Genomic DNA, 12,117 nt, shown 5'->3' with positions numbered 1-12,117 from the left:
TCGGGGGATCACTCGTGGGCGAACCGGCGGACCCTCCCCGGTCATTTCGCGCAGAGGTTGTCCGAGGCGCTGATCAGCGGCTGGAAGTCCTGGCGCAGGTTGTCGTCCGACACGTCGGCGCCGAAGTTGAAGTTGCTGCGCAGCTCCGTCACCCACGCCTGGCTCTTGACGTACGCGTCGAGCCGGCCCCGCAGCCACTGGCAGGCCGAGGTGTGCCCCGGGGGCAGCGCGGCCACCAGCGTCTGCACCCTGCCGAACCGGCCCTCCGCCATGACGTACGGGGCCTGGCCGTTCACCTTGACGTTGACGGCCATGCCGCGCAGGACGAGGTAGTCGGAGACGAAGACGTCCGCGGTGCCGTCGTCCAGCGCCTTCAGGCAGTCGTCGGGGACGAGGGCGTCGACCGACACCTTGGGCTTGACCTCGTTGTCGATCAGCGCGCGGGCGGTGGTCTTCGCGATCGTGCAGACCCGCAGCGGGGTCAGGTCCTCCTGGCGCTGCACCGCGACCGGGCGCGCGGCCGGGGCGAGGGCGCCGAGCGGCGTCTTCAGGTACGGCCCGGCGAGGTCGAACTTCTGCTCGCGGTCGGAGGTGTCGGAGATGTCCGCCACGACGACGTCGACCCCGTTGTGGTTGGTGTTGCCGTCCAGCAGGGCGTCCTGCCACGTCTGCGCGGAGAGCGGGACGGAGGAGTAGTTCACGCCCGCGTCACCCAACACCTTGGCGACCAGCCTGGGTTCGAAGCCCCGGAAGATGCCGTTCGGGTCCTGGACGGACATGCCGGGGGCCGCCGTCTTGAACCCGACCCGGACCGTCCCGTCGAAGGGCGCCGGCCGTACCGGACCGGACGAGCAGGCGACGAGCACCAACGGCAGGATGACGGCGGCGGTGACGGCGAGCATGCGCGAACGGCGACTGGTGATCACGGCGGAACCCCTCAGCCCTCGAATTCGACGGTGCCGGTGTTGATCAGAAACCTGCAGTTGTCGGTCGTGCGCAGGGTGAGCGTCAGACTCAGGCTCGTCCGGCCCTTCGGCACGCTCGCGTGGACGACGCCGTCCAACGGCGTTCCGGGAAACTCCTGACCTTCGATCGACACGTCCACCGTCGTCCCCGGGCACGCTCCGCCGCCCGGGTTCGGGTCGCTCAGGTTCAGCGGAAGCACCAGGTGAGTGCGCCCGGCGGGCACGTCGAACACGGTGCCCGCCGCAACCTTCTGGCCGTCGTGCGGGTCCAACGAGAGCACCGCCGTGTCCCAGGTGACCGGCTTCGACACCGTCGGCAGGTCGCCGCCCGCCGAGGCGACCGCCCAGATCACGACCGCGAGGACGACCACGGCGGCGCCGGCGAGCAGCCACCCTCTGCGGCGGTTCGGGGGGACCTCCTCTACGGGTGCCGGCGGCTTCGGCTGAGGCACGACCGGGCCCACGACCGTGTTGTCCGGAAGTCCGTCGATTTCGGCGCAGTACGCCTGGATCTGCGCCTGCGATCCGCCGACCACGAGCCACGTGAACTCGCTCAACGGGTCGGGGACGCCGGGGGCCGTGGCGCTCCCCCAGCCCTGCGCGAGCAACAGCCCGCCTCGGTCCAGCAGCCACATCTTGAAGGCGTCCGGGTGCCGCGAATCGAGCACGGCGTTGAAGAACCCCAGCCAGGAGACCGCTCGTTGACCGCCGGCGAGGCGCCGGGCCTCCTCGTGGAGGGCGCGCCGGGCCGCAGGGGCGTTGCGATGCTCGATGCATGCACGGGTGATCCGTGTGAGGTGCGTGTGTGTCCCGTTGTCCGACGCGACCTCGAACTCCAGCACCCCGGGGGCCTGTCGGATGCTGTGCACGAGGTCAACGCGTCGATCGACGCTCTCCAGCAGCGGGATCTCCTTCAACGCCGCCGCCAGGACGTGCACCGCACGGTCGTCAAGCTGCCGCATGTGTGTCCCCTCCGCAGCTCGCCGCGAGCAGGACCTCCAGGTCGCCGACCGCCCGGTGCCCGCCGGCCAGCCGTCGGACCGCGGCGACCAGGGCGCGGAGCGCGTCGCAGGGGGCGAGGTTGTCCAGGCAGGCGCCGGCGATCAGTTCGAGGTGGGGCAGGGCGAGCGAGTCGCCGCGCGGGCGGATGCCCTGGTCCGCGGGGAGCGTGTCGTTGATCCGGCGGACGAGGTCGTGGCGCACCCGCTCGTCGTCCAGCGCGGGTATTCGGAACAGCGTGTCGGCCCACTCCTGGCGGCCGGCCGCCGGGCGTGCGGCACCCGGGCGCGCGGCCGCCGCCGGCAGGTCCAGCAACACTCGCAGCTGCCCGACCGGGGTCATCCACCCTCCCACCGGGTCACCGTCGTCCTCGGTCCCCTTGACCACACCGACCACCTGCCCGCTGCCCGGGGCGACCACCATGCTGCCGCTGAGCCCCTTGCGGATCCATCCGTTCACGAGCCGGACGAAGCCGCCCGACAGCCCGGCCACCGTCAGCCGCGCCGTGTCCGGCTGCACGCCGTCCGCGGGGGTGGCCGTGGTGAAGCCGTGCGCGGAGAGCTCCGTGCCGGCCGGCGCCTCCTCCGCGGAGAGGACGGCGACCGGCCGCCCCTCGCGGACGGGTGTGCGCAGCACGGCGAGGTCGGGCGCGGGGTAGTAGGCGCTGCCGGCGGGCCGGACGGGCGGCCACAGGTCGACGGAGAGGACCTCCTCCGCGCCGAGCGTCCCGTGGACCGTGACCGGCCCGCGCCCGTGGACGACGTGGGCACAGGTCACGACGAGTCCGGGGGCGACGAAGAAGCCGCTGCCCAGGAAGGTCGTGGCGGCGTCGGCGAGCCAGACGGCGGGGTCGTGCGGACCGCCGGCTCTCAGGACCACGCGGGCCGCCCTACGCGGCGGCGGCGGTGCCGGAGGTGGCGCGGTCCCAGGTGAGCCGGACGTTCAGGCTCGCCTCGCCACCCGCTTCGGCCAGCACGCCGATCAGCCGCCCGGCCTGGACGGAGAGCGTCACCCCGAACTCCACCTCGAACGAGGACGGGTCGCCGCACTTCACCGCGGTGTCCTTGGCCCACTGGCCGACGGCCTGGACGGTCTCGCGCACCTGGTCGAAGGTGTGCCGCGCGGCGGCGGAGACGGCCCCGGCGTCACCGGAGTCGCGTCCCGTCCGGGCGTCGCGGACGGCGGCGTAGACGGTCGTGCCGTCGCCGAGGTGGACCTCGATCGTCTCGGGGGTGGAACCGGTGGAGCCCGCGGAGCCGGTGGGGTCAGCCATGCGCGTCACGTCCCTAGGAGGTCGAATTGCGGGTGCACATGCGCCGGGTCGGGTCTCGTCCGACCAGAAATGTGACTGATGAGACGTCAGATCCATTGGCGGCTAGTCAGATTAGCGCATCCAACCATCCCCCCCTGCACGCACCGTGCACACCTGTCACCGGATCGTTACCGCAGACGAACGAAGCGGCCCGTGGGCGGCGATCAGCAGGCCGAGGACGCCGGCCCGGCGGAGGTCCGAGCGGTCGGAGTACCGGGTGCGGGAGCGGGCGGCCTCCCGCTCGACCAGGTGGCCGTGCGCGGTGACGGTGGCCCACGAGGGCGCCGCCGGCTTCCTCGCCCAGCAGCTCAGGCTCGGCCTGGAGCGCGGCGAACTCCCCGCCGGCCTGGACGCCGGCCACGCCGCGCACGCCCTCCACACCCTCGTCGAGGGCCTGCGCCGGCCCGTCCTCCTCGGCGTCCACCGCGAGGCCGACGCGCTCGCCGTCCTGGACGGGCACCTGGACCGGCCTCGGCCGGAACGTGCCTTCCGGATCAGGCCGGATCACCCGTGCGACGGGCCCCGCAGGACAGCGGGACGCCCGCCGACCGAGCATGGGTGCGTGCGGCGAGCGCGTCCGGACCCGCACGCCCGACTGCGGGCCCGCCGCGTCCCGCCGGCGGCCGCCCCGGCCAGACCCCCAGGAGTCCCCGATGACCCCGCTGCCCACCGTCGCCGACGGCATGAGCGCGCCGGAAACCATCACCGCCCTGCGCACGCTGCTCGACGAGCACGCCGCGACCATCGCCCACCACCCCGCGACCGTCGGCCGGATCCGGGTGCTCGTCGCGGAGATCTCCGCCTTCCCGTCCCGCCACGGGTCCGGGCGCGGCACCGGCCTCGAGACGGGCGCTGGTACCGGTACCGGCACCGGCTCCAGCCACCGGAGGGCTCCCGGCGGGCCCTCGCAGATCGACGCCGTGCTCGACCGGCTGATGGCCCGGACCGGCCCGCTCAGCCGCGACACCGAGGTGACGGAGCGGATCCGCCGCCTCCACCGCGCCGTCACCGACGCCGCCAACGCGGCCCCCGGCACCGACACGCTCTCCCAGCGCGAACGCGCCTCGGCACTCGCGCTCCTGGACCTCCTGATCGCGCGGGCCCCGGAGATCGGCGCCGACCCCGGGGCCACCGAACGCGTGCACACCCTCAACGAGGCCGTCAGCCCGGAGAACTGACCGCGGACGGGCCGACCGCTCAGGCGGTGCCGAGCGGGTTGACGACGCGGAGCCGACCAAGTACCTGCACCTGATGGAGGAGATCCTCGACCAGTACCCGGACGACAAGATCGTGTGGGCCCACATGGGGCTCTCGAAGGAGCTCGCCACCCTCGACCCCGACGAGCACGTCCGCATCCTCGACCGGCTGCTCGACGCCCACCCGAACCTGACGCTCGACCTCAGCTGGCGCGTCCTGGAGGACCTCTACTTCAGCCGCCCGGGCGTCCGGGGGACGTACGCGGCCTTCCTCGACCGCCACCCCCGCCGGGCGATCACCGGGACGGACTTCGTGGCCGCCCGGAGCAAGGACTACGCGGCCTACGAGCAGGAACTGGAGGTCACGAGCCGGATCAACCGCGCGCTCGGCAACGAGGCCTTCCGGGACATCGCCCTCGGCCAGAACTCCTTCGCGCTGCTGGGGCTCAAGGACGAGGCCCCGCGCATCTGCCACGCCCGCCCGCACTCCCAGGCCTGACGTCAGAGCCCCCACAGGCCCTTCGCGAGCGTGCCGACCCCGCCGGCCAGGGCCAGGCCCAGCACCACCAACCGGGCCCGGCCCTCCGGCACCCGCTCCGCCAGCACCTTGCCCGCGACGGCGCCGCCGGCGATCCCGGCGGCCGACAACGACCAGGCGGGCGCCGTCAGTTGCGGAACGCCCTTGGCCGCGATCGACACGGCGTTCACGACGACGCCGTACAGTTGCGCGTTCGGGACGAACTGCCGGGCGCTCCAGCCGGTGTTGAGAGCGTAGAGCGAGATCGCCGGACCGCCCACCCCGGCCGCCGCGTTCATGAACCCGCTCGCCGCACCCGCGGCCACCGCACCGCGCACACCCCGCAGCGACGACGCCCGGACACCGCCGAGCACCAGCAGCGCCGCCGCGCTGACGAGGGCGCCGATCCCGATGAGCAGCACCGTCGGCGACACCCGCCCGGCGACCCAGGACCCGGCCGGCACGGTGCAGGCGGCTGCGGCGATCAGCGGCAGCATCTCGGCGCACCGCACCTGCCGCCAGCTCCCGGCCAGCCCGACGGCGCTGATCGCGGCCGAGGCGCAGTTGGCCAGCGCCACGCCGCCGACCGGCCCCAGCATCAGGACCAGCACCGGCGCCGTCACGAGCGCGAACCCGATCCCCGCCAGCCGCTGCACGGACGATCCCGCCAGCACGACCAGGCCCAGCAGCAGCGCAGGGCCCCAGCCACCTGCCATGTCCCCTCCTCTCACCTCCCGAAGTACATCAGGTCCGTGGAGGGGACCACCGGGCCCAACGCGCCGTCTCAAGCCGACCTTCGTCATGGAGCTCCTGCGGCTGCAACTCCCACGGGCCGATGACCATCACCGAGCTGGCCGACTCGGTCGGGCGGACAAACTCGGCGCCGGGAGCCGCAGCTTCCACGACCGGATCGCGATCGCCCTGTGCGCGCTCAGGCTCGGGGCGGCCTCACGAGCCGCCGGTCGGACGACTGTGGCGACGGCGACGTGGGCGCACCCGATGCTCCGCGCCGACGGATCGCCTCGCTCGGCGCCTCCGCGCCCGTGATCTCGTCCAGCAGGGCGCGGGCGGCGGCGAGTTCGTCCATCTGCCGGGTGATCCGGGCGCGTTCGCGGGCCAGGCCGTTCAGCAGTTCCGGGCAGGTCGGACCAGGACGGCGGCGGCCCGGGAGCGGCAGGCCGGGGAGGATCTCGGCGATCGTGGCGCTGTTGAGGCCCGCGGCGAGGAGGGTTCGGATGCCGTGGACGGCGTCCACGTCCCGCTCGCCGTACTCGCGGTAGCCGCTGGGGCGGCGCTCGGGGGTGAGCAGCCCCTGCTCCTCGTAGTAGCGCAGGGCGCGCGGCGTGACGCCGGTCCGCCGCGCGAGCTCTCCGATCCGCATCGCGGGCACCTCCTGAGGACGGGACGGCCGCCGCGTCCCGGCTTGACCCTGACGTCGGCGTGAAGGTCTAGCGTAACCGGCATGCCGAACGAACGATCTTCCTCAACCACCCGCTCCCGCACCGCCGTTGCCGTGCTCGGCCTGGGCCCGATGGGCCGGGCCCTCGCCGGGGCGCTGCTCGCCGCCGGGCATCCGACCACCGTGTGGAACCGCACGCCGGGCCGGGACGCCGACCTGCTCGCCCTCGGCGCGCGGTCGGCCGCGAGCCCGGCCGACGCGGCGGCCGTTGCCCCGCTCGTCCTGCTCTGCGTCCGCGACCAGCCGGCCGCCCGGGCCGTCCTGGACGCCGCCGCGGCGGCGCTGCGCGGCCGGACCGTCGTCAACGCCACCTCGATCGCGCCCGACGACGCCCGCGCCAACGCCACCGAGGCCCGTGATCACCGTCTGCTCGACGCCGCGGTCCTCACGCCCACCGCGACGATCGGCAGCCCCCGGGGCACGATCCTGTTCAGCGGCGACACCGAGGCCTTCGCCGAGCACCGGGAGACGCTGCGATCCCTCGGCACCGTGCGCCACGTCGGCACGGACCCCGGACGGGCGGCGGCCTTCGACGCGGCCCTGCTGGACCTGTTCTGGACCACCGTGCACGGGTACGTCCACGCCCTCGCGCTCGCCCGCGCCGAGGGCATCAGCGGCGCCGAACTCGCACCGTACGCCCAGGGGCTGCCGCTCCTGCTGCCTCCACTGATCGACGACTTCGCCCGGCGCGCCGACGACCGCCGGCACCCGGGCGACCGCAGCAGCGTGGCCTCCGCCGCGGCCGGCCTGGCACACGTCGCCCACACGGCCCGCACCCGGGGCCTGGACACCGCCGTCCTGGACGCCGCGCTCGCCCTCACCCGCAGGGCGGCGGAGGCGGGCCACGGGCCGGACGGGGTGTCCAGTCTCGTGGAACTGCTCACTGCCTGACCGGAACGCGCCTGACGAAACGTCAGACGCGGCGGCCCCAGGCCGAGATCAGCGGGGCGGTGGCCAGGTCGAGCTTCCCGGTCTCGACGGCCGCGAGGTGGCGGTCGATCTCCTCGTCCGTCGCAAGGCCCTTCTCGACCAGGAGGGCCCGGACGTGCCGCACCGTGGAGGCCTCCAGCACGGAGCACGCGGGCGAGGTGATCGGGAAGTACGCGTCCGCCTGCACGTCGGCGAGCCCGGCCTCGCGCAGCACGCGCGGCAGGGTGCGCCCGTAGGCGAGGTCCGCGCCGCGCGAGACCATCAGCTCGCGGAAGCCGTTGCGCAGCCGGTTGGCGAGCCGCTGCTCGGGGCCTGACTCGTCGGGGCAGATCAGCGGCATGAGCGCGGGGTCGGCGTCCTCCAGGAGGAGCCAGCCGCCGGGGCGCAGCGCCCCGACCATGCGGCGCAGCGCCTCGGCGCGGTCGGGGACGTGGACGAGGACGAGGCGGGCGTGCACGAGGTCGAACCCGCCGGGCGGCGGCGGGTCGGCGACGACGTCGTGGGTGAGCACCTCGATCGTGCCGCCGGCGATGCCGCTCGTCCACGAGGCGTCGATGTCGGTGGCGACCACCGTCCCGGTCGGGCCGACGCGCTCCGCCAGCCCGAGCGGGACGGACGGGCCGCCGGCGCCGACCTCCCAGACCCGCATGCCGGCGCGGAGGCCGATCCGGTCGACGTGCCGGAACGTCACCGGGTCGAAGATCTCGGCGAGGGCTCCGAAGCGGACGCCGGCCTCCTTCCTCCGGTTGTCGAGGAGGTAGCCGCGGTCTTCGTCGTGGTCAGCCATGCGCCGATTCTCGCAGAGGCGGTTCACAGGCCGCGGATGGCCTCCCCCAGGTCGGGGCCGTAGGAGGACCAGCAGGAGATGGAGCCGTCGGAGGCCAGGTCCCCCATGTGCCAGTCGTCGCCGGCCTTCACGAGGCAGAGGCCGTGGAAGGAGATGATGACGCTCGGCCGGAGGGTCTCGGGGTCGGCGCGGCCGTGCACCTCGACGACGACGAGCCGGGCGAGGGAGAGCAGTTCGGCTTCGCGGTCCCCCGAGGCGGTGCGGATGCGCTCGATCGTCCAGCCCTCGGGCAGTCCTTCGTCGGAGCCGTCGTTCGCCACCGCGCGATCGGAGCGAGGTCTGCTCACGGCCGGCCGCCCGCGATGAGGCCGACGTGGCCGTCGAAGCGGCGGTAGAGGACGCGGCCGCGGCCGGTGACCGGGTCGGCGTAGAACAGGAAGGGCAGTTCGGCGGCCTCCAGGCTCGCGAGGGCCTCGTCGTCGGTGAGGCGGCGGGCGCCGCGCGGGTGGAGCGTCAGCGGCACGGCGGAGCGGTGCGGCGGAGCGGCGGCGGTCGTGCGGGCCAGGCGGTAGCCGGTCGGGCCGGTGCGGTAGACGACGGCGTCGGTCTCGGTGGCCGGGTCGGTGAACAGGTGGATGTCGTAGTCCATCGCGTCCAGGGTGCGCACCGCGGCGTCCGGCGAACACCACACCAGCGACGGGGACTTGACCCGGACGATCCGCCGGGAGCCGTCCGGGACGGACACCTCGTCGGATCCTCCCGGCGTCCACGCCCGCGGCTTCCACGCCCCGCCGACCGCCGCGATCCGCCGCCGCAGCCGCTCGCCGATCCCGTCCACCGCCTCGGCGAAGCCGGACGCCGCCGTCTGCACCCGCACCCGGCGGCCGTCCACCTCGGCGTTCACCTGCGCGAGCACGCCCGCTCCGGTGGCCGACAGTCTGACCTTCAGCGCCTCGACGAGCGCGTTGGCCCCCTGCACCGCCGCCGCGACCCGGGCCCGGCCCTCGGCCCGCACCTCGCGCGACACCCCTCCGAAGGCCACCACCGCGATGTCCGTGCTCATCTCCGCCATCCTCCTGCCACTCCGTAGGCCCCGCCCAACATCACCCCCTACGCTGCGCGCCCGCCACTCCCACCACAAGAGGCCAACGGCCCCATCGCGGCGGAAAGGGCCGATTTCCGTTGCACGACGGCGCCTTCCGTCCCCATACTCGGGCGCGATGGAGGGGACGACGGACATCGAAGGGCTGCGGGCCGTGGCCGCGCGCCTGGTCGGCGGCGCGGTGGAGCAGGTGCAGGTGCCGCTCGACGGGGGCGGCCGGTTCGGGCTGCAGCTGCGGCTGACGCGGCTGCGGGACGACGGGACGAGGCAGGTCCGCCGCCGGCGGCTGGCGGTCCACGCGCCGGCCTGGCGGCTGGACCGGCCGGACGGCGTCGTGGCCGCGTCGGGGGACCGTGAGCGGCGGCTGACCGAGGACCTCGCCGTGCTGACGGGCCGCACGATCACCGGCGTGCGCGTTCGACCACTGGCTGCTGTGGCTGGACCCCGGCGAAGTACTGGTGGCCGGATCGGCGTTGACGGTCGAGCCGGCCAGGGGCTGAGCGGTCCCGACCGGTCCGCACCGGCCAGGTCATCGCCACTGCCGACGACCCTGCGGATCTGTCACCGGCCTCCAGCAGGATGACGCGGGCGGGGAGGTCGAGGTCGCCGGGTTCGAGGTGGGCGTCGACCGCGTGGAGGAACCAGGCGCCGGTGTGCGGCGCCTGCGTCAGTGGCAGGGCGAGGGAGTCCCCGTGCGCAGCCGGGCGATCGCGACCCGCCAGTCCCGCCACCCCGCTGTACCTGCTGCACCGCTACCCCGCGACGTCGCGGCACGCGTCGAGGCCCCGCGAGCGGTCCGGCCGTCGCCGACCGGACGGTGCGCCAGCTCCTCGACTCGGGAGTCTTCATCGACGCACTGTTCACCGAGGCCCTGACCGACGACCCGCGCCCGGCCCTCTCCGGGCTCGCCGTGCCCGCCGCGTTCGTCCACGGGCGTCTCGACACCGAGATCCCGGTCGAGGTGTCACGGTCCCTCGCCGACCTAGCCCCGCACGGCGAACTCCCCGTCGTCGAGGACGCCGCCCTCATGCCGCACCAGGAACGCCCCGGCGCCTTCAACGCGCTCCTGCGCGGCATCGTCGCCCGGATGGCACCCGTCCCGGCGTGACGGGAACGTTGGCCTCGGGCGGGTCGCGCGACGGCCCCGCGGGCCACCGCTTGCTCCACTCCGGTCGGCGCGCTTTAATAAATGAACAAGCATTTATTAAAGACGAGGAGCGCACGATGGCCGGCCGCCCCCGGGGAGTCGACGACGCCGTGATCCTGCGTGCCGCCGCCGACGTGATGGGGCGGGTGGGGCCCCCGGGGCTGACGCTGGCGGCCGTGGCGAGGGAGGTGGGCCTGGTGCCCGGCACCCTCGTCCAGCGGTTCGGCTCCAAGCGGGGGCTCCTGGCGGCGCTCGCGCGGCAGTCGGCGAACGACGTCGCGGAACTGCCCGCGCGGGTGCGGGAGCGACACGGGTCGGCGCTCGCCGCGCTGACGGCCCTGCTGGTGGAGTCGACGGCGCCGATGGCCGCTCCCGAGACCTTCGCCAACCACTTGGCGTTCCTGTGTCTGGACCTGACCGACCCGGAACTCCACGAGCACGCCCTCACCGTGCACCTGGCGCAGCGCCGGGCGATCGAGGCCCTGCTGACGGAGGCGGCCGGGGCCGGCGAACTCGCCACAGGGACGGACGTGTCCGCCCTCGCCGGATCGGTACAGGCGATCGCCGCCGGCGCGGGCCTGAACTGGGCACTCGACCGCGAGGGCACGCTCCCCGAGCGACTGCGGCAGGAGATCGACGCCCTCCTGCTCCCGCACACGGCGGCCCGCCGCACCCGAGACCCGGAGGAATCATGACGATCGACGGCCGGCCGCTGGCCGGACGCGTGGCCCTGGTCGCCGGCGGCACCCGGGGCGGGGGCCGGGGCATCGCCGTCGAGCTCGGCGCCGCCGGTGCGACGGTGTACGTCACCGGCCGCAGCACGACCGGCACCCGCTCGGACCTGGACCGCCCGGAGACCATCGAGGAGACCGCCGAACGCGTCACCGCGGCGGGCGGCCTGGGCATCGCCGTCCGCACCGACCACAGCCGCCCGGACGAGGTCGCGGCCCTGGTCGAGCGGATCTCCGCGGAGCAGGGCGGCCGACTCGACGTCCTGGTCAACTCCGTCTGGGGCGGCGATCCGCTCGTCGACTGGGAACACCCGCTCTGGGAGCAGGACGTGGAGACCGGCCTGCGGCTGCTGCGCCAGGCGGTGGAGACCCACGTGATCACCAGCCGGTTCGCGCTCCCGCTGATGGTCGCGCGGAAGCGCGGCCTGGTCGTCGAGGTCACCGACGGCAACACCGCCCGCTACCGGGGCTCGTTCTTCTACGACCTCGCCAAGTCCGCGGTGGTCCGGCTCGCCGTCGCCCAGGCCGCCGAGCTCGAGCCGCACGGCGTCGCGGCCGTGGCCCTCACCCCGGGGTTCCTGCGCTCGGAGGCCGTCCTGGAGCACTTCGGCGTCACCGAGGAGACCTGGCGCGACGGCGTGGCTGCGGACCCGCACTTCGCCCGCTCCGAGACCCCGGCCTACCTCGGCCGGGCGGTGGCGGCCCTGGCCGCGGACCCGGACGTCATGGCCAAGTCCGGCCGGGCGCTGGCGACGTGGGGGCTGTACCGGGAGTACGGGTTCACCGACGCCGACGGCACGCAGCCGGACTGGGCGGCGCACTGGGCCGCGAACCTGGAGGCCGAGCACGGGCCGCTCGGCGAGCCGCTGTAGCGCCCCTGCGCTTCGCCCGCGCAGTGACGGCGGCGGGCGGCCGGTCCGACGGGCGCGTGACCGCCGTCCACGGAAGGCGGCGGCGGGTGCCCCGGGCACC

Annotated in this window: 16 protein-coding genes; 7 read left to right on the top strand and 9 right to left on the bottom strand. The window is 74.5% G+C overall.

The genetic code is table 11. The annotated features are described in order from the left end of the window. Positions 1–41: 41 nt before the first annotated feature. The 4 genes from AB0C76_RS34590 to AB0C76_RS34575 are packed head-to-tail and all read right to left on the bottom strand — an operon-like array spanning position 42 to position 3,237. A complete protein-coding gene (locus AB0C76_RS34590; protein ID WP_359973293.1) occupies positions 42–926 on the bottom strand; it encodes a transporter substrate-binding domain-containing protein in 885 nt (294 codons plus the stop codon). A gap of 11 nt (positions 927–937) precedes the next feature. Beyond that, the gene (locus AB0C76_RS34585) at positions 938–1,927 is read right to left on the bottom strand and encodes a hypothetical protein (protein ID WP_359973290.1); all 990 of its coding nucleotides are present in this window, start codon (positions 1,925–1,927) and stop codon (positions 938–940) included. Then, on the bottom strand, positions 1,914–2,843 hold the full coding sequence (locus AB0C76_RS34580; protein WP_359973288.1) for a trypsin-like peptidase domain-containing protein: 930 nt from the start codon (positions 2,841–2,843) through the stop codon (positions 1,914–1,916). The genes AB0C76_RS34585 and AB0C76_RS34580 overlap by 14 nt, the downstream gene beginning before the upstream one ends. Before the next feature lie 10 nt (positions 2,844–2,853). Next, positions 2,854–3,237, bottom strand: coding sequence for a CU044_2847 family protein (locus AB0C76_RS34575; RefSeq protein ID WP_359973286.1), 384 nt, complete (start codon positions 3,235–3,237; stop codon positions 2,854–2,856). Between the two features lie 692 nt (positions 3,238–3,929). Here AB0C76_RS34575 and AB0C76_RS34570 point away from each other — a divergent pair. Together AB0C76_RS34570 and AB0C76_RS34565 are read left to right on the top strand one after the other, a co-directional pair. Then, complete coding sequence (locus AB0C76_RS34570) at positions 3,930–4,454, top strand: hypothetical protein (RefSeq protein ID WP_359973284.1); 525 nt, start codon at positions 3,930–3,932, stop codon at positions 4,452–4,454. 73 nt (positions 4,455–4,527) lie between these two features. Continuing rightward, the gene (locus AB0C76_RS34565; protein ID WP_359973282.1) at positions 4,528–4,971 is read left to right on the top strand and encodes a hypothetical protein; all 444 of its coding nucleotides are present in this window, start codon (positions 4,528–4,530) and stop codon (positions 4,969–4,971) included. Positions 4,972–4,973: 2 nt separating this feature from the next. Here the strand turns inward: AB0C76_RS34565 and AB0C76_RS34560 are convergent, their stop codons facing one another. Together AB0C76_RS34560 and AB0C76_RS34555 are read right to left on the bottom strand one after the other, a co-directional pair. Then, a complete protein-coding gene (locus AB0C76_RS34560; protein WP_359973279.1) occupies positions 4,974–5,705 on the bottom strand; it encodes a sulfite exporter TauE/SafE family protein in 732 nt (243 codons plus the stop codon). Positions 5,706–5,920: 215 nt separating this feature from the next. Continuing rightward, the gene (locus tag AB0C76_RS34555) at positions 5,921–6,370 is read right to left on the bottom strand and encodes a MerR family transcriptional regulator (protein ID WP_359973276.1); all 450 of its coding nucleotides are present in this window, start codon (positions 6,368–6,370) and stop codon (positions 5,921–5,923) included. Positions 6,371–6,451: 81 nt separating this feature from the next. Between AB0C76_RS34555 and AB0C76_RS34550 the strand changes: the two genes are divergently transcribed. Then, positions 6,452–7,339: an NAD(P)-binding domain-containing protein gene (locus AB0C76_RS34550; protein WP_359973275.1), complete on the top strand. Its 888-nt coding sequence runs from the start codon at positions 6,452–6,454 to the stop codon at positions 7,337–7,339. Positions 7,340–7,361: 22 nt separating this feature from the next. Here the strand turns inward: AB0C76_RS34550 and AB0C76_RS34545 are convergent, their stop codons facing one another. Genes AB0C76_RS34545 through AB0C76_RS34535 form a run of 3 tightly spaced genes read right to left on the bottom strand, consistent with a single transcriptional unit; the run spans position 7,362 to position 9,228 of the window. Beyond that, positions 7,362–8,165 (bottom strand): methyltransferase domain-containing protein, encoded by an 804-nt coding sequence (locus AB0C76_RS34545; protein ID WP_359973272.1) that lies wholly within the window; start codon positions 8,163–8,165, stop codon positions 7,362–7,364. Positions 8,166–8,188: 23 nt separating this feature from the next. Further along, positions 8,189–8,485, bottom strand: a complete 297-nt coding sequence (locus AB0C76_RS34540; protein ID WP_359973270.1) for a hypothetical protein — start codon at positions 8,483–8,485, stop codon at positions 8,189–8,191. Between the two features lie 23 nt (positions 8,486–8,508). Beyond that, positions 8,509–9,228 (bottom strand): sigma 54 modulation/S30EA ribosomal C-terminal domain-containing protein, encoded by a 720-nt coding sequence (locus AB0C76_RS34535; RefSeq protein WP_359973267.1) that lies wholly within the window; start codon positions 9,226–9,228, stop codon positions 8,509–8,511. A gap of 157 nt (positions 9,229–9,385) precedes the next feature. On the opposite strand from AB0C76_RS34535, the gene AB0C76_RS34530 reads away from it, so the two are divergent. The 4 genes from AB0C76_RS34530 (at position 9,386) to AB0C76_RS34515 (ending at position 12,017) form a co-directional block, all read left to right on the top strand. Continuing rightward, a complete protein-coding gene (locus AB0C76_RS34530) occupies positions 9,386–9,850 on the top strand; it encodes a hypothetical protein (RefSeq protein ID WP_359973265.1) in 465 nt (154 codons plus the stop codon). A gap of 234 nt (positions 9,851–10,084) precedes the next feature. Then, the gene (locus tag AB0C76_RS34525) at positions 10,085–10,375 is read left to right on the top strand and encodes an alpha/beta hydrolase (RefSeq protein ID WP_359973263.1); all 291 of its coding nucleotides are present in this window, start codon (positions 10,085–10,087) and stop codon (positions 10,373–10,375) included. Further along, a complete protein-coding gene (locus AB0C76_RS34520) occupies positions 10,372–11,109 on the top strand; it encodes a helix-turn-helix domain-containing protein (protein ID WP_359973261.1) in 738 nt (245 codons plus the stop codon). The genes AB0C76_RS34525 and AB0C76_RS34520 overlap by 4 nt, the downstream gene beginning before the upstream one ends. Next, a complete protein-coding gene (locus tag AB0C76_RS34515; protein WP_359973259.1) occupies positions 11,106–12,017 on the top strand; it encodes an SDR family oxidoreductase in 912 nt (303 codons plus the stop codon). The genes AB0C76_RS34520 and AB0C76_RS34515 overlap by 4 nt, the downstream gene beginning before the upstream one ends. Positions 12,018–12,117 lie beyond the last annotated feature (100 nt).

This window comes from Kitasatospora sp. NPDC048722 (assembly GCF_040650235.1).
In the GTDB taxonomy this organism is placed as follows: Bacteria; Actinomycetota; Actinomycetes; order Streptomycetales; family Streptomycetaceae; genus Kitasatospora.
This window is presented reverse-complemented; position numbering and strand designations above follow the sequence as displayed.